Below are 15712 nucleotides of genomic sequence, written 5' to 3'. Positions count from 1 at the left end.
GGTCCTTTTTCTTTGTTGTTAAGATCAAAAGCTTGAGGGCAAGGTCTAGTTCGCCGGGTTTCGCCCCGGCAGGCGACATCCTTTTGGCTTGCCGCCCAAAAGGATGCAAAAACCGGCTCAACTTCTCCTGAACCTAGCTACACCGACACTGAGTCTGTTTCCGTTTTGCTTCACAGATTCGGCTCGCCGCCCTTTAGGTCGGCGAATCGTGCGCCTTGGAAACTCTGGCGTAAAACGTTGATAACGTTCCTACATCTCGCTCTATTTTTCCCGTGGCACCGATCAAACGGGTGGGGCGGAGCCCACCCTTTAGTCGTGGGTTATTTAGCAATCCTGTCCTACCGTTCAGCAGTGAGGAAACCCGTAGGGCGCATTGGGGTTGTTATTGATCAGATGAACGAGAGGTGTTGCTAGAGATTTTTTGCGTCAACAAGGCAGAGGGCGAAGCCATAGTAATTCTATGGCGACGACCGATAACGCCGCTGACGTGAAAAAGATCTGCAACAACTCCGTGAATTCTGATTGATGACTACCCCTTGGAAGTCGATTTTGCGCCACTTTTGTCGACGCAAAAGTGGCCCGACGTGTGGGCGCGGAAGCCCACGTCACGTGCGTACCAAACCTCGCAAACAGATGAAGCCCGCCAGAACACCCAAGCTGCTTAGACAGACCCTTCCAACCCAAGTCGAAAAGCCGCCAAATTCTGCTCAACAAACCGTTCAGGAGCCAACTGACGAATCGCCTCTTCACACTCTTCCGCCGTACAGAACAACACCGCATCACGCACAGCTAAACCGAGCAAAATCAGGTTGGCTAGTACCGCATTACCCAAATCCCGCGCCAACTTGGCCGCAGCGATCCGTTTGCCGACACCGGGCTGTTCACTGCTGATCACCAGAGTGCCATCGGCACGCAGCAACGGCTGATGCACACTGAGGTTGGCGTCCCACAATAGCAGGCCGACATCGGCCTGACCGGCGCGAATCAACGGGCTGGCAAAGTCGCCGACCTTGATCGACGACAACACGGTGCCGCCGCGCTGGGCCATGCCGTGGGTTTCCGAAGTCAATACAGGGATGCCGCGATTCACTGCCACCTGGGCAATCACCCGGGTGAGAAACAGCACCCCTTGTCCGCCGATACCACTGACAATGATCTGCTGTTTCATGACAATTCCCCCTCGCTGGTTCCTTTGATTGCCCCTTTGATGGCGTGTACCGGACAGACCGGAATACAGGTGCCGCAGCCGATGCAGCGGTCCTGATCGAGCACCGCCATGGTGGTGGCCTCGTCCATGCTCAAGGCCGGACATTCAAACGCTTCCACACACCGGCGGCAGCCGATACAGTCGCTGGTGATCTCCATGGCATAGCGTGGCTGATTTTTCACCACCTCACGCTCCATCAGGCAACCGTGCCGTGAAATCACCACGGCCACACCGCCTTGTGGGCCACGGATATGGGCATCCGCTCGCTTCAAGGCGTCTTCAAACGCGTCGTTATGGTAAGGATCGCAACATTCGAGGAACTCAACCCCGCTGGCCTTTACCAACGGCTCAATGGCAATGGCCTTGGTTGCTTCGCCGGTAGCGGTGCGACCGAGATGCGGCACCGGCTGACCGCCGGTCATGGCTGCAGTAGCATTATCGAGAATCACCACGATGATGCGCGCCTTCTGGATCACGGCATTGATCAGCGCCGTCACCCCGGAATGGAAAAAGGTCGAGTCACCGATAGTGACCACCACGGTGGGGAAGTCTTCACCGTCCTGGGCATAGGCTTGATAGAAACCCGCGCCCTGGCTGATGCAGGCGCCCATGCAATGGGCAGTATCCACGACCTTGAGGTTAACGCCGAGAGTGTAGCAGCCGATATCGGACGGGAAAATCCCCTTGGGGAAGGTCTTTTTAATGCTGTAAAACGCGCTGCGGTGCGGGCAGCCCGGACACAGCGACGGCCGTTGACCACGGCTGTTGGCCGGGGCGGGAGCCGGAGCTTCCAGATCGAGGAAACGGGCCAGCGCTTCATGCACCACATCGGGCGTCAGTTCCCCTTCCTTAACAATATCACCGCTCTGTTTGCCGAAAGCACCGCCATGGGCCAGTTGCATTTCGATCACCGGGTAGGTTTCTTCGAGGATCATCACCCGGTCATAGTCCGCGTGCATTGTGTCGATCCAGGCGCTGTTGAGCGGGTAGGGCATCACCACCTGATACAGGTCCACCACATTGCTCAAGTCCAGTTCAGAAAGCAGGTCGACCAGATGGCCATAGACAATGCCGGAGGCGACCAGGGCCAGCCGTGCTTTGCTGCCATCACCTTGAGTCAGGCGCGGCTGGACCGCCGGTTCGGCGGCAAAGGCGACGAGGTTGTCGTTGAGCTTGCGGTGCAGGGCGGGCAAAAACGCCGGAGTCGCACCCCAGCGATTGGGATCTTTTTCAAAGCGGGCGCTGCGTTTCAACTGCTGGACCGGCTGGTGGCTGACATTCTGCCGCGAGTGGCAGATGCGCGTGGCCGGACGCAAGACGGTGAGCATTTCGTATTTTTCCGACAATTCAAACGCCAGCGGCAACAATTCTTTCGCTTCGGCCGGGCTGGCCGGATCGAACACCGGCACCCGTCCCTGCAGGCAGAACAGTCGGGTGTCCTGCTCGTTCTGCGAGCTGTGCGGACCGGGATCATCGGCAACGATGGTGACAAAGCCACCCTTGACGCCGAGGTAGGCGCTGCGCATGAACGGGTCGGCGGCAACGTTCAGCCCCACCTGTTTCATGATGGCGGCACTACGTTTGCCGGTGTAGCTGGCGGCCAGCGCCACTTCAAAGGCCACTTTTTCATTCACCGACCACTCAATATGCAGTGGCTCTTCGGCCGTGGCACGGCGATCAACCACCGCCTGGAGAATCTCTGTGGACGGTGTGCCCGGATAGGCGGCGACCACCTGGCAGCCGGACTCGATCAGTCCGCAGGCCATGGCTTCGTTGCCCATCAGTAGTTCAACCTGTTGTTCCATCTATGGCTTCCTTTTCAACGTATTGATTCGTATTTTTATATCCGCTTAAAGCTCGGGCCCATCTTTGGGCCTGGTCTCATCTGCGGAGATCAACAGAGATAACCGAGGGATTTCCCTCGTGACGTGGGGTTGCGCCCCCACACGTCGCCTGACTTTCTTTGCTTGTCCAAAGAAAGTCAGCAAAGAAACGACACCCCGCGCCTTGCCCCTTTGGGGTTCCCTCCATAAAAGGGCTCCCTGGCGGAAGGACAAAAACTCGGTCTGTTTGCAACAGCCCTCAAACAGTTTGTCCTTCTATTTCGCCAGTCCGCCCTTTTATTCCGGCTGCGTTACAGGGGACCCCGGGAAAGGCAAAGGCGGCAGGTGTTTTAGCACCCAAGCTCCCCCGTTCAGCAGCGCCGAACGCAAGGAGTGTCGACGTGATGGTTGTCGGCAAACTGTTTGAGCGTCAGCGAGTTTTTGCCGACATCACGGCGTAAGCGAGTGGAGAGAGGGAACCCGTAGGGCGCAATGGTCGGGGGTCGATTTTGCGCCACTTTTGTCGACGCAAAAGGGGCCCGACGTGTGGGCGCGGAAGCCCACGTCACGTGGGAAAAGTAATCGTTTTACCTCATCCGTTCAAGTCTTTACAAACCACCCGCACACAGCAATCGAAATACACCTACTTCCCCAGCAACCCCTTAGGCCGCACAAACAACACCAGCAGCAGCACCACAAACGCCACCACATCTTTATAAGCACTCGACCAGTACCCAGCCGAGAGTGATTCAAGCAACCCCAGCCCAATGCCACCAAGGATCGCCCCCGGAAACGAACCAAAACCGCCAAGAATCGCCGCCGCAAAGCCTTTCAAACCAAGCAGCACGCCGACATCGTAACTCAGGGTGGTGATCGGTGTCACCAGCACCCCGGCCAGACCACCCAGCGCCCCGGCAATGCCATAGCTGGTCAGACGGATGCGTCCGCCGCGAATACCAACCACAGCCGCCGCCGTCGGATTCGATGCCACGGCGCGCATGGCCAGCCCCAACGGTGTGTGGTGAAAGAACCAGTGCAACAGGCTGATCGCCACCACAGTCAGCACCAGAATCCACACCGCCTGCGGCAGGATGGTGGCACCGAACAGGGCAATCGGCTTCTCACCGCTGAGCGGCGGCAAGGCCATGCGGTTGGTGCCCCAGATCATTTTCATTGCCCCGCGCAGGATAATCGACAAGCCGATGGTAAGAAAGATCAACACCAGCTCGTTGTGGGAGCGCGATGGCCGTAAACCGAAACGCTCCACCAGCATCGCCACCAGAGCCACTCCGGCCACGGCCAGCAGCACCCCCGGCATCATCGGCAGGCCGAGGGTAAGCAGGGCGGAAAACATCAGCATCCCGCCTAGAGACACGAAATCGACCTGCACAAAATTGACAATGCCCATGGCGTTGTGCACCACGCTGAAGCCCAGCGCAATCAGGGCATAGATCGCACCATTGGTCAGTCCGGCAATGATAAATTGTAAAAGGTCGTTGGATGCTTGCAAAAAATCGCTCGTTCGTCAGGGAGTCATAGAATCCGCACAGGGTATGCCAGATGGGTGAAAAGGTCAAGAAAACAGCGGTCTGGAGCGGGTTCCGGCACACTATTATGGTGTCGGTTACGGCTTGACTTTGTCTGCTGTCCTTTGAACAATACAGGCACGCGATGCGACTTAAATGAACGGACCTCTCTTATGCTCCCGAACAGCTCTTTTTTTCCCCATCCGGGGTATCGCACTTTGCTCGGTTATCCCGTGGGCGAGGAGGCGATCATTGCCCAGCGTTTTGCCTGCCTGAAACAGCTCGGCATCACCAGCTTGACGCAGCACGGTACAACGCAACTTCTCAACGTGCCGGTGCTGGGTTACGGTTATTGCGGTGTGGTCATCAGCGGCCAACATCACGGTCACCCCGTGGCCATTAAGCTGCGTCGCCTTGATTGCCGCCAGACGGATCTGCGTAATGAAGCACGCCTGCTGCAGCAAGCCAACAGTGTGGGGATCGGTCCGCGTCTCCATGCGCACAGTGATGATATTCTGGTCATGGAGCAGCTCAGTGGTGTTCCTTTAGCGACCTGGCTGAACGTCTCCCGCTCCGGTGAGGAACTGAGGAACCAGTTGGGACAGATGGTGCAGCAGGGATATGTTCTCGACTGTCTGGGCCTCGACCACGGTGCGTTACGTTATCCCGGCGAACATGTGTTGATTGACAACGGCCGGATCACCCTGATCGATTTCAGCCATGCCAGCGACCAGCGGCGGCCCAACAATGTCACGTCATTGGTGCAGGGATTGCTGTGGGGCACTCGGTTGGCCGAGATGTTTCAATTGGGTCTGGATCTGCCCAGTCAGGAAGAGTTGCGGCCGCTATTGCGCGCCTATAAACAGCAGCCCGAACAGGGGCCCTTTGTGGCGTTGTGTCAGAAACTGGGGATTGCCGCTGACGGGTCCGCAGCTGTCGGAGGCTGTGCTGTAACAGGAAAGCAGTTGTCAAACTCTGTCCATCTGTGAGAAAAAGGGCAAATGCACAATTTATAAGTCATGATAAATACGCATGAAATGGTATTTATCGCGTCCTGGTAATGACAGGATGCGGATAACTTTTCCGGGAGGACACAATGAAAAAACTGGCAATTCTTCTGCTGGCCCTGCTGCTTCTGGCCAGCCCGGCCATTGCTGCAGACACCATCAAACTCGGCGCGTTCTTTGACCTGTCCGGTCGCGCCGCGTTCATCGGCACCCCCACCAAACTGGTGGCGGAGATGGTTGTCGATAAGATCAACAGCGAAGGCGGCATCAACGGCAAACAGTTGGAGCTGGTGATCGGTGACACCGAAGCCAATCCGGCCAAGGCCGCATCTCTGGCCAAGAAATTTATCTACAAGGATAATGTGGTCGCCATTATCGGCCCGACCATGACCGATACCGGTATGACCGTTAAAGCTATGGCCGGCAAAGGCAAAACGCCGATCTTCATGACTGTCGGTGGTGATCCGGTGATCATGGGTGGCAAGTTCGGCCCGTTTGACTGGGTATTTAAATCTCCCCAGCGTTCCAGCATTGCCGTTCAGCGGTTGTTTGACTATTTGCGCGCCAAGGGGCTGACCAAGATCGCCCTGCTGTCCGCTGCTGACGGTTTTGGCAAGGACGGTGCCCGCTGGATCAAAAAGCTGGCTCCTGAGTACGGCATTGAGATCCTCGCCGAGGAGTCGTTTGGTACCCGCGACACCGATATGACCGCGCAACTGACCAACGCCAAAAATGCCAACCCTCAAGCCATCGTCACCTGGACCATTGGCCCGGCGGGATCAATTGTCGCCAAAAACAAGGCGCAACTGGGCATTGATTTGCCGCTGTTCCAGTGCCACGGCCTGCCCGATCCTAAATACATCGAACTGGCCGGCAGTGCCAGCGAGGGCGACCGCATGCCGTCCACCAAGTTGCTGGTGGCTGACGCCCTGCCTGATAGCGACCCGCAAAAAGCGGTGATTCAGGAGTTTATACAGCTTTACAAGGAGAAGGGTTACGACAAGCAGTTTCCCATCAATACCCACTCTGGCTACGCCTGGGACGCGATTATGATTGTGGCCAACGCCATGAAGCAGGTGGGCACCGATAAGGCGGCTCTGCGTGAGGCGATTGAAAACACCAAAGGCTATGTCGGTGTGTCGGGAATTTATAACCTGACTGCCGAAGACCACAACGGTCTCGATACCAGTTCCATGGTGATTGTTCAGGTCAAAGACGGCCAGTTTGTCATGGCCGACTAAACTGAAAGAACAGCCAACGCACAAGCCCCGGTATCGCAGGATACCGGGGCTTTTTTTGTCTGTCTCATAAGTGACGTCATTGCGCTGTATAGATGAGCCAGCCGCTGCCGGCGATCACCAGAACTCCGCAGATCCGTTTCAGCCACAGAGTGCCTTGCGATGTCTCGTTCCAGTTGAGATAGCTTTGGACGATTTCGGTAAACGTACCGGCTAGCACAATGACGGAACAATGGCCCATACCATAGGCGAGCAGCAGAGAGATGGCATAGATCAGATGGTCATTGGCTTCGGCAAACGCCACACCGAGCACCGGCCCCATAAAGGCAAAGGTACAGGGGCCGAGGGCAATACCGAAGATCAGTCCCATGGTGAACGCGGCCAATAAGCCGCGGCGGGAGGTGTGAATGGTCCCCGGACCTGACCACGGCATGGGCAACACGCCAAGAAGATGCAGGCCGAAGACCAGGAAAATGGCGGCAACCAGCCAGTTGCCGTAACTGCCGAGATCACCGAGCATGCGCCCGGCCAACGCCGTGATGACACCGATCAGGGCAATGGACAGCAAAATACCGACAGCGAACAGATTGGAGACGATAAATGCCCGGCGGGTGCTGATCTGCTGGCCGTCAATAAAGCCGACGATCAGCGGGATACTCGCCAGGTGGCAGGGTGACAGGAGGATGCTCAAAACGCCCCACCCGGCTGCGGCTATCAGGGCGATGGCCGGAGTCGCCGATACGGCCTGACTCAGCGTTGACAGCAGGCTTTCAATCATCAGGGTGTTTCCTTGAACGGGTAGCCGAGTTCCTGCCATTTGGCGAGAATCTCTTCGCGGCTGAAGAAACCGGTGTGACGGAACAACTCTTTGCCATCAGCGGCATAAAAAATCTGGGTAGGAATGAGGCGCACGTGATAAAGGCGAGCCTCCTCGCGGTTTTTCCAGGCGTCAACAAACTGCACATCAAGTTGTCCGGCGAAATCTTTTTTCAGATCTTCAAGAATGGGTGCCATCTTGATGCAGGGGATACATTTGTCCGCTCCGACATCGACAAGCTTGGGGAGAGTGTCTGCCAGGCTGGCCGTGGCCAGCAGAAGTAGCGCGGCAAAAGAAATGATTAATGATCTCATGGCGGTAATCCTCTGTGTGGTGGTTGCGGGTGTTGCTTATGCAGTATGGCGTATTTTCTGAGGGTGCAAAAGGGAAGATTGCTTGCGTTGCAACTTAATGTGCCCGCAGAGGGAAGCCTCTGCGGGCACGGGATGGTAACGGTGTTGCGAGGCGATTAAAAGACCACTTGCAATTGTGCTGTCAGGCTATCGAAATCCTCATAGTTGCTGGACTCTGTGTCAAACTCGACGGCTGAATATTCAACCGTCAATTTAAGGTTCTGACCACGGAAGTAGTAATTGAAACCACCACCATACCAGTCAATCTCCTGATCATAGACACCGTCCAACTCAACCAGAGACCAGTTTTCAGCACGGAAGAAAAATTGTAACGGCAGTTCCGGCAACATGTAGGCCACTTTGGTGTAACCACCGTTCTTCTCACCGTTGACACCGATCACGCCGGAGTCAGGATCAGCCCCCTGGTAGGCGTCATCGAGGTCATAGTCCACATAGGCGGTCGACAGGGTAAAGGTGCCGATCCCTTCGATGGGATATTCCGCAAACAGGTCAACGGTCCAGGCCTTGTAATCCACCGCGCCGGTTTCATTCGTGCAATCAGCGTAGGCCACATCCTGCTCGACGGAATAAGCGGCACCCAGGGTAATGACTTTTTTCTTGCCCATGTAGGTCCCTTTGTAACCATAGCCTTTTTCGCCATCGAGGAACGTCACGTGCGCACGGCCACTGTAGCGGAAGTTGGAATCCGGTGCCGACACCGAATCGGTGCGACCATTCATAACATCCAGACGGTATTGGAAAATATCGTTAAACAGATTGCCCCATACGGCAACCCCTTTGTCGCGTGTGGAGACGTATGGTGCCCGGATCAGCACGGAACGATCCAGAGTTAATGGCTTTTCGCAGGCTTCAAGATTTTCACGGGTCAGATTGTACTTGAATTTACCGGCACGCACCCGAAAAGCGTCATTGAACTTGTAGCGAATCTGGGCGTCCAACATTTGAAAGGTGTTGCTCGAACCGTCACTGACCGTGAACGGACCGACATTGACATCTTCGGTATATTCCGTCTGCGCATAAATTCCCAAGTTGCCATACGCCCCCATCAGGGCAATCCGGTTACGGCGGAAGTTGAATTCCATGGTGTCATCATCACCACCGCTTCCGGAACCGGTGTCGCGATAATCAAGCTGAAACTGCCCTTTGTAATCGAGTTTCAACAAGCCTTCATCGTCAGGGCCAAAGGTCCAGGTGGGACCGGCGAAAGCTGTTGTCGCCATCAGAACCAGGCTGGCCACTGATGCGGCAATGTTGCATTTTCTAAACGAAATCATGTTATCTCTCCTTCACTGTGCGGGCGGGCTAACAACCGCCGCCAGACGGAACAAAGGCTGTCGGGCCTTCGTCATCACCAGTTGAACTGCTGGAACCGGCGTAGCTGTCATCCTCATCCTGAATTTCATCACCAAATCCGAGATAGTCGGGATAGGTGGTGGTGTCCGGCCAGTCGACGCCGTCGGTATAGCTGTGCAAATCGTCGTTGAGGTCGGCTGTGGCGCGGAAGATGACATGCTCGGAACGGTGGACCGTATCCCACGCGGCATTGCCACTCAAAGAACCGCCGGTTGTAATGTGATCGTCGGCGGTGAGGGTTTCATCGATGGCGGCCGTGAAGCCGTCCGTCGCATCCCATTCCAGGTAGTCGTTCTTGCCCTTGAAGATCGCGGCGGAAGGAATCCCTGCCGGATAGCTCGGGAAGACCGTGGTCGGATCGTTACGGATAAAGGTGGTGTCCGTCGGTTCGTAAGCGGTCAGGTTGCCCCACTCCTGCCAGGAGCCGTCATACATGGTGACGTTGGGGAATTCGCAGATCTCTTTGAGAATGAAATAGTAGATCGAAGCCAGAGCGCCGGAGTTGCAATAGGTCACGATGGGTTTGGTACCGTCGATACCGGCAGCGGCGAAGGCGGCGATCAGTGTGTCCTTGCTGGCGTACTTGGTGTTGGTGGTGGCGTTGGTAACGACCGGAATGGTGACATTCCAGGCGGGACCACCGTTTTTAACCAGCTTGGCTCCGCGAATAATACCGTCAAAGCCAGCGGGCTTGGCGGCAATAGGCAGAATCACCGCACCTTGGCTGGGATCGGCATCATCGCGCCAGTGGAAGCGGATCCATGGCGATGCGGTGGCGACGTCGAACGGCAGTGGTGTGGACATGCTGAATGACGGAATGCGCTGAGTCGCCAGATGCGGGTCGTTAAACAGCATCTGGCTCAGGTTGAGCGTCACGCCGTCAGGGTTGGTAAAGGCACCCGTGGAGGCGTCGTAGGTGTATCCCGGTACTTCATAGATATCGCCAACACCGTTGCCACCGGCAACGGCAGCGCCGGTTTCATCCAGAACGTCGGTGAAATAGAACGGCGTCGGTGGTTGGCGGGCATCGAGAACAATAACCTCGCCATTGGTTGTTGCGCCACTGTCGACCATGTCAATCAGATCACCAATGCTGGTGCGCATGTCGGTAAAGCGCTGAGCCAGATCGGTTACGCTGAAGGTGGAGGGGGTAACATTCGCCAACGTGACAATCCCTTGCTCCAGGGTGCCGCCGGCCATTTTATACGCCTTGTTGCCGCCGTTGAGAACCTTGAGGTTGTCTTTGGCGAAGCCCCAGTAGCGCAATGTCCACCACAGGCGTGAAGAGCAAAAACCGGGATAGTCGTAACGCGAGGTGGTCAGAACGACAACATCGTCTTTTTGGATACCAAAACGTTGAATCATCTGATCGATCAGGCTGCCGGTGCCGATCTGGTGGTCGGCCAGCATCGGACCATCGTCGCGTGCCGTGACTTCATAGCCTTCGTGGGAAACACTGGGCAGTGCTCCGGGAATGTGACCGAGAAGACCGGCGGCGTTCAGGGTGTCGATCATCAGATATTGCGGAGCGCCAGTGCTGCCGTATTGGGCCGCCATGTTGGTCTTGATTTTGTCGGCATCACCGGCAAACCAGGCTTCAACATCCGAATAGGGATAAACCCCCGCCGGATTGGGAACACAGTCTAGAATGACTACTCGTTTTCCGCTTTCTGTGCGATAACCCGCGTTGACCCAGCTGATCAGCGTTTCCGGCTCAAGCAGGGCGGAGGCCGTGGCGTCATTCTTGTAGTATTCTGCGTCGATGTCGGTGTAGCTGTCTGAGGAGCCACCGGAGCCGCAGCCCCAAAGTAAGAGCATGCTTATCAGGCATGCGCACAACGCATATAAATTGCTAATCTTTGGCCTCGCTCGTTTACTCATCAATTCCTCCATTCATTGGGTAATCCTGCTAGATTTACGTAGAAAACCAGATATCTCTTGCAAACTAACCCGAGCTATACCTATAAAGAAAGTGATACAAATTCATGGCAGCTATGCGTATTGCGCATGCATTAAGTATTCGAATATAGGGAGTTAGCGATGGAGATTCTCAACCTGAGGACGCTGGTTGAAGTGGCGGCCGTCGGCAGCATTTCAGGTGCGGCCGACAAACTGTGTGTGACCCAGTCCGCCGTGTCTCGGCGTATTAAAACTCTTGAGGATCAATGCGGTCATGGCCTGCTTGATCGCAGTGGCGTGCGTTTGACGTTGACCGAATGGGGGCATGTCGTGCTGGAGCAAGCTAAGAAGATGATTGCTCTGCAAGATGAGCTTCAAGCCAGCTTGAAACAGGTGGAAGAGAAAGAGAGTTTTGCGTTTGGTTGCACACCGGCCTTCGGTATTGCCCACCTGCCGAAGTTGCTGGAGCGATTCATGCTGACCCATGGTCAGGTGTCCGGATTGAAATTTATCTTCGATATGCCGGATAAGATTGCTGCCGGATTAAGCGATGGTTGTTTTGATCTGGCGATTATTGAGCATTGCCAGTGCCTGGATCTGTCCGGGTTCAAAACGACAGAGTTACGGGGGGACGACATGATCTTTGTTCGTTCTCCCAAACTGGGTGAGATGCCGGAGCAGGTTGATATCGAGCAGTTGTTTCCCATTCCTCTCTATGGCCGTCAGGAGGGATGTTGTTCACGGATTTTTCTGGAAAAGAATCTGGAGTTTGTCGGCCGCAAGTTTGCCGATTTTCGCAAGTTTATCCTCTACGATGATCTTCATCTGATTGTTGATGCTGTCGTGAACGGCAGTGGTATTGCCTTTATTTCTTCCGATGTGGTGGCGGAACCGTTGAAACGCGGAGACCTCCAGGCACATACGGTGAACGGGTTTGTCCACAGTCGCAAGCGGACGCTGGTTGAAAACCTCAGCCCTTCACCCGCTTTGGCTAATTTGTTTCGGCAGACCCTTTTTGATTATTTCTCTGAGCTCTGAATGGTGTTATTAACGGGAAGAATAAAGGGGCAACGATAAAAACATCTCAGAAAATAAGAGACATCCCCCACCAAGCTAACCCCCCACAAATCACAGGGTTTTCTCTGTCTTAAATATGACCGTTATTGTTCTGTTTATATATTAAAATTAAACGGTAATAATTGACAGGCGTGCCACGCAGGGCTAGCCTTTGCAGGAAAGTAGACGGTATGGATGGCCAAAGGTGTCATTGTACCGTATTTTATGACCGTTTTTGTCTTAATTGATGCCAAGGCAGAAACATCGATCAAGGAGGTGGCGATGAAAGTGGACCCGAAAGGACGTCGTGTTTATGTGGTGGAATGGAAAGATGCGTACAGTAACGGGATTGATGAGGTGGATGATCAACACAAACACCTGTTTTTTCTGGTCAAGTGTTTGCGGCTGGAGACCATTGAAAAAACTCTTGATGACCTGGCTGACTATGTGTTCAGCCACTTTTCCACCGAGCAGGGGTTGATGGATGAAAGTGAGTACCCCGACCGGGACCGCCATCGCCAGATCCATGACCAGTTTGTGTCAACGGTTGCCGAGTGTATTGCCGATGATGCCCCTTGGGATGATGAGAGGCTCCACGATTTACGCAAGTTTCTCAATAAGTGGCTGATTGGGCACATTATGACGGATGATCAACAATTCGGTCGTTGGTACAAGCAATATCAGTATGTTCAGAATTTTGAAAACAGCAAATATTATAAGGACGAGGATGAACGTAGCTGGTTAAGCCATCTGTTTAAACCGGACTGGGTGTTGCGCTTGATCGGTAAGCACTGAATCGTTACAGAACCGGGGGGCCGCAGTCGTAGATGTTTTTGGAACGCAGAAACTCGCCAAACTGTCCATCGGTTTTAACGATGTGATTGAGCAACCAATCGCGCAGATATTTGTAGAGATCAGAGGCAAGTCCCGTGTAGCCGGTCAGCACCTGTTCCTGGTAATCGTTGACGGTTTTTTTGAACGCACGGTGGGCCTTGATGTGGGCTTCCATGCCGGGATAGTGATGTTTAAGCATGGCTTGTTCTTCATGCTGGAAATGCTTGCGTATATAAAGATTGAGTGTCGATAACAGTGACGCCAGAACCTCGTCGCCCTGTTTCTTGCGGATGGCTTCGTAGAGGTCATTAAGGGCGTTGACCAGGGCACGGTGTTCCGCATCAAAGGTGGGATTGCCGGTTTCATAGCAGGATTTCCAGGTAATGGTTGCCACTGAGACCTCGTCAGAAATTGGGGTTATGCTGAAGAATATGGTGGCACAAAACGATGAAAAACGTCAATGCGCTGAGTGGTGGTTTTAATGTCTTTTACGCGGTGGCTGTATGAGGTGACGGTTCGTTGAGAAGGTGGTGCAGTTGATAAGCTATTTCGTAAAGGTTCTCAAGATCCCGGATGGTTTCGCCACCTGTCACCAGAGGTTCAAAATAGATCAGGCCATGGCCGTGTCAGGGTAATGGATAAGGTGTGATGGCGATGATTGTTCACCGTGTAACGACCGTACCACAATGCATAATGAAGGAGACGAATAGAGACCATGGTGCGAACAGTTTTCCAAACCGCGTTGTCTGGAGGAGTTGAAAACATACAGTAAGGCGTTTGTCTCAGTAGCTTCCACTGAACCGTAACGTGCCTATTGCCGATATCGTGATATCCGGATGACAATGGAGGATGTTGAGCTACTATTGAAGATGGATTTTATGAAATGCCTCTTGCTGTTGAAAAGGGTCGTACGACATGGGAATTATTAAACGCAATCTCTGGTTTTTGTTTTATGTCCTGTGTCTAAGTGGCCTTGTTTTTCTGATCCTTGTTTCCTATCTGTCCTGGAAGGAGACGGTTTCAGCGCATACCGAAAACCAGAAACAACAAACAGAACTTATCAAAGATGCGCTGCATTCCGTCCTTGTCACGCAGGAGATGATGCTCGATGTGCTGGGGACAAAATTGCTGCGCGAGGGCTTTGGTCGCTCAGGTATGGCCACTGAGGTGAGCATTCCGCTGATTTTTGATCAGATGCTGAAGGTTAACCCTTCGATTGAAGCGCTTGGTTTGCTTACCCCTAAAGGTGACTATCTGGCCATCAGTGGCAACGCCGACATGTCCACGTTGCCGAACCTGATTAAACAAGAGGTCAGTCGCGACTCTTTTTTGCATGCACTGAAGAGCCCGCACATGGTTTTGGGGCGGACCTACTATTTCAAACCGGTAGATGCGTGGGTCATTCCCATTCGCAAAACCCTCAGAGATGCTGACGGCAAGCCATTAGCCGTGATGGCCGCGGCTCTAAGCATACAAAAATCCGCAGACTTCTTTAACAACAAGCTTCATTACAATAATGACGATACGATTAAGATCTTTCGGGCTTTCGATTATTATGTCCAGTATGCCTCGTCTGCCAGACTCGAAGAGCTAGATCAACTTTATCGGCAGCAGATTCCAAAGGGATTGATCGAGAATGTCCTGAGAAAATTCAGTGAAAATAATCGGTTATCGCTTAAAGATCTTCACGATAGTGGAAAAATTTATACGACGATCACGGCAATGGAGACGGGTAAAGAAATTCTCCTTTGTGCTGGCTACGATAATCGTTACGAACTTTGGACCACCTCGCAGATGGATTATCGGGTTGTGCTGGTGCCTTTTTGGAAACGTGTGCTCCAGTATGCTCTGATTCTGACCGTTTATCTGTGTGTGCTGTTTTGGCTGTTCCGTTTGATTTCACGAGCTGAGAAACAGCGTGAAAATGAACTGCTTCATCAGGCGACGCATGATTGTCTGACGCGACTACCCAACCGAGAATATCTGCAGAGAAATATTCACCAGTGGATTTACGACAAGGCCCCGCCTTTTGCGTTGCTCTTCATCGACATGGATCATTTCAAAACGGTCAACGACAGTTTTGGCCATGAATTTGGTGATTTGGTGTTGCAGGAGATGGCGGCCCGCTTATGTGAGTTTCGTCGTGAGGATGAGCTTGTTGTCCGGCAGGGTGGTGATGAATTTATCCTGCTGACTAAAGAGAACGACGTAACGGATTTGCTGGGATTAGCCAACCGTTTGATAGAGACGCTGTCACAGTCCTATTGTATTGAAGATGTCGTTTTCAATCTCGGTACCAGTATCGGCATCTCACGTTACCCGGCCCACGCCAAAAGTTTCAATGAAATGCTCAGTCATGCGGATATTGCCCTCTATGAAGCAAAAAAACAGCGCAACCAAGCGTGCATGTTCCTGTCCGGTATGCAGGAAAGCTACCTGCACAGCGTCTCCGTTGAACAGCAGTTGCGCAGCTCAATCGAAACTCTGGAGGAATTTTTCCTCGTCTATCAGCCGCAGATTGACGCCAACGGAAATTTTTATGGTCTGGAGGCTCTGGTTCGCTAGGACAATGAGCGTA

The 15712-nt window shown here is 53.8% G+C and carries 13 protein-coding genes; 5 read left to right on the top strand and 8 right to left on the bottom strand.

Annotated elements, in window-relative coordinates; translation table 11 throughout:
- Positions 1–661 precede the first annotated feature (661 nt).
- The 3 genes from DACE_RS12055 to DACE_RS12045 form a co-directional block, all read right to left on the bottom strand.
- Positions 662–1168, bottom strand: coding sequence for a 2-oxoacid:acceptor oxidoreductase family protein (locus DACE_RS12055; protein WP_006001630.1), 507 nt, complete (start codon positions 1166–1168; stop codon positions 662–664).
- On the bottom strand, positions 1165–3012 hold the full coding sequence (locus tag DACE_RS12050; RefSeq protein WP_006001629.1) for a thiamine pyrophosphate-dependent enzyme: 1848 nt from the start codon (positions 3010–3012) through the stop codon (positions 1165–1167). Before DACE_RS12050 ends, DACE_RS12055 begins: the two co-directional genes overlap by 4 nt.
- 661 nt (positions 3013–3673) lie before the next feature.
- Positions 3674–4540 carry a branched-chain amino acid ABC transporter permease gene (locus DACE_RS12045; protein WP_006001628.1) on the bottom strand — a complete coding sequence of 289 codons (867 nt, stop codon included), beginning with the start codon at positions 4538–4540 and terminating at the stop codon, positions 3674–3676.
- A gap of 189 nt (positions 4541–4729) precedes the next feature.
- Here DACE_RS12045 and DACE_RS12040 point away from each other — a divergent pair, with 189 nt between their 5' ends.
- Both DACE_RS12040 and DACE_RS12035 read left to right on the top strand, forming a co-directional pair.
- A complete protein-coding gene (locus tag DACE_RS12040) occupies positions 4730–5545 on the top strand; it encodes an RIO1 family regulatory kinase/ATPase domain-containing protein (protein ID WP_050770019.1) in 816 nt (271 codons plus the stop codon).
- A gap of 107 nt (positions 5546–5652) precedes the next feature.
- Positions 5653–6804: an ABC transporter substrate-binding protein gene (locus DACE_RS12035; protein WP_006001622.1), complete on the top strand. Its 1152-nt coding sequence runs from the start codon at positions 5653–5655 to the stop codon at positions 6802–6804.
- Between the two features lie 76 nt (positions 6805–6880).
- On the opposite strand, the gene DACE_RS12030 is transcribed toward DACE_RS12035, so the two are convergent.
- The 4 genes from DACE_RS12030 to DACE_RS12015 all read right to left on the bottom strand — a co-directional run bounded on the left by DACE_RS12030 (position 6881) and on the right by DACE_RS12015 (position 11163).
- On the bottom strand, positions 6881–7579 hold the full coding sequence (locus DACE_RS12030) for a cytochrome c biogenesis CcdA family protein (RefSeq protein WP_006001620.1): 699 nt from the start codon (positions 7577–7579) through the stop codon (positions 6881–6883).
- Positions 7579–7932, bottom strand: coding sequence for a thioredoxin family protein (locus tag DACE_RS12025; RefSeq protein WP_006001619.1), 354 nt, complete (start codon positions 7930–7932; stop codon positions 7579–7581). The genes DACE_RS12030 and DACE_RS12025 overlap by 1 nt, the downstream gene beginning before the upstream one ends.
- 155 nt (positions 7933–8087) lie before the next feature.
- Positions 8088–9266, bottom strand: a complete 1179-nt coding sequence (gene extI, locus DACE_RS12020; RefSeq protein ID WP_006001617.1) for a selenite/tellurite reduction operon porin ExtI — start codon at positions 9264–9266, stop codon at positions 8088–8090.
- Positions 9267–9294: 28 nt separating this feature from the next.
- The gene (locus DACE_RS12015) at positions 9295–11163 is read right to left on the bottom strand and encodes a sulfurtransferase (protein ID WP_040367255.1); all 1869 of its coding nucleotides are present in this window, start codon (positions 11161–11163) and stop codon (positions 9295–9297) included.
- 222 nt (positions 11164–11385) lie between these two features.
- Here DACE_RS12015 and DACE_RS12005 point away from each other — a divergent pair, with 222 nt between their 5' ends.
- Both DACE_RS12005 and DACE_RS12000 read left to right on the top strand, forming a co-directional pair.
- Positions 11386–12282 (top strand): LysR family transcriptional regulator, encoded by an 897-nt coding sequence (locus DACE_RS12005; RefSeq protein ID WP_006001615.1) that lies wholly within the window; start codon positions 11386–11388, stop codon positions 12280–12282.
- A 213-nt stretch (positions 12283–12495) separates the two neighbouring features.
- Positions 12496–13095, top strand: a complete 600-nt coding sequence (locus tag DACE_RS12000) for a bacteriohemerythrin (RefSeq protein WP_006001612.1) — start codon at positions 12496–12498, stop codon at positions 13093–13095.
- 4 nt (positions 13096–13099) lie between these two features.
- On the opposite strand, the gene DACE_RS11995 is transcribed toward DACE_RS12000, so the two are convergent.
- Positions 13100–13528 (bottom strand): bacteriohemerythrin, encoded by a 429-nt coding sequence (locus DACE_RS11995; protein WP_006001611.1) that lies wholly within the window; start codon positions 13526–13528, stop codon positions 13100–13102.
- A gap of 521 nt (positions 13529–14049) precedes the next feature.
- On the opposite strand from DACE_RS11995, the gene DACE_RS11990 reads away from it, so the two are divergent.
- Complete coding sequence (locus tag DACE_RS11990) at positions 14050–15699, top strand: bifunctional diguanylate cyclase/phosphodiesterase (protein ID WP_006001609.1); 1650 nt, start codon at positions 14050–14052, stop codon at positions 15697–15699.
- The last annotated feature ends 13 nt before the right edge of the window (positions 15700–15712 follow it).

The organism is Desulfuromonas acetoxidans DSM 684 (assembly GCF_000167355.1).
Lineage (GTDB): Bacteria > Desulfobacterota > Desulfuromonadia > Desulfuromonadales > Desulfuromonadaceae > Desulfuromonas > Desulfuromonas acetoxidans.
This window is presented reverse-complemented; position numbering and strand designations above follow the sequence as displayed.

Excerpts from the sequence above, each read along its gene's own strand:
- DACE_RS12055 (WP_006001630.1), bottom strand. The coding sequence starts at position 1,168 with ATGAAACAGCAGATCATTGTCAGTGGTATCGGCGGACAAGGGGTGCTG.
- DACE_RS12050 (WP_006001629.1), bottom strand. The coding sequence starts at position 3,012 with ATGGAACAACAGGTTGAACTACTGATGGGCAACGAAGCCATGGCCTGC.
- DACE_RS12040 (WP_050770019.1), top strand. The coding sequence starts at position 4,730 with ATGCTCCCGAACAGCTCTTTTTTTCCCCATCCGGGGTATCGCACTTTG.
- DACE_RS12035 (WP_006001622.1), top strand. The coding sequence starts at position 5,653 with ATGAAAAAACTGGCAATTCTTCTGCTGGCCCTGCTGCTTCTGGCCAGC.
- DACE_RS12030 (WP_006001620.1), bottom strand. The coding sequence starts at position 7,579 with ATGATTGAAAGCCTGCTGTCAACGCTGAGTCAGGCCGTATCGGCGACT.
- DACE_RS12025 (WP_006001619.1), bottom strand. The coding sequence starts at position 7,932 with ATGAGATCATTAATCATTTCTTTTGCCGCGCTACTTCTGCTGGCCACG.
- extI (WP_006001617.1), bottom strand. The coding sequence starts at position 9,266 with ATGATTTCGTTTAGAAAATGCAACATTGCCGCATCAGTGGCCAGCCTG.
- DACE_RS12015 (WP_040367255.1), bottom strand. The coding sequence starts at position 11,163 with ATGCTCTTACTTTGGGGCTGCGGCTCCGGTGGCTCCTCAGACAGCTAC.
- DACE_RS12005 (WP_006001615.1), top strand. The coding sequence starts at position 11,386 with ATGGAGATTCTCAACCTGAGGACGCTGGTTGAAGTGGCGGCCGTCGGC.
- DACE_RS12000 (WP_006001612.1), top strand. The coding sequence starts at position 12,496 with ATGGCCAAAGGTGTCATTGTACCGTATTTTATGACCGTTTTTGTCTTA.
- DACE_RS11990 (WP_006001609.1), top strand. The coding sequence starts at position 14,050 with ATGGGAATTATTAAACGCAATCTCTGGTTTTTGTTTTATGTCCTGTGT.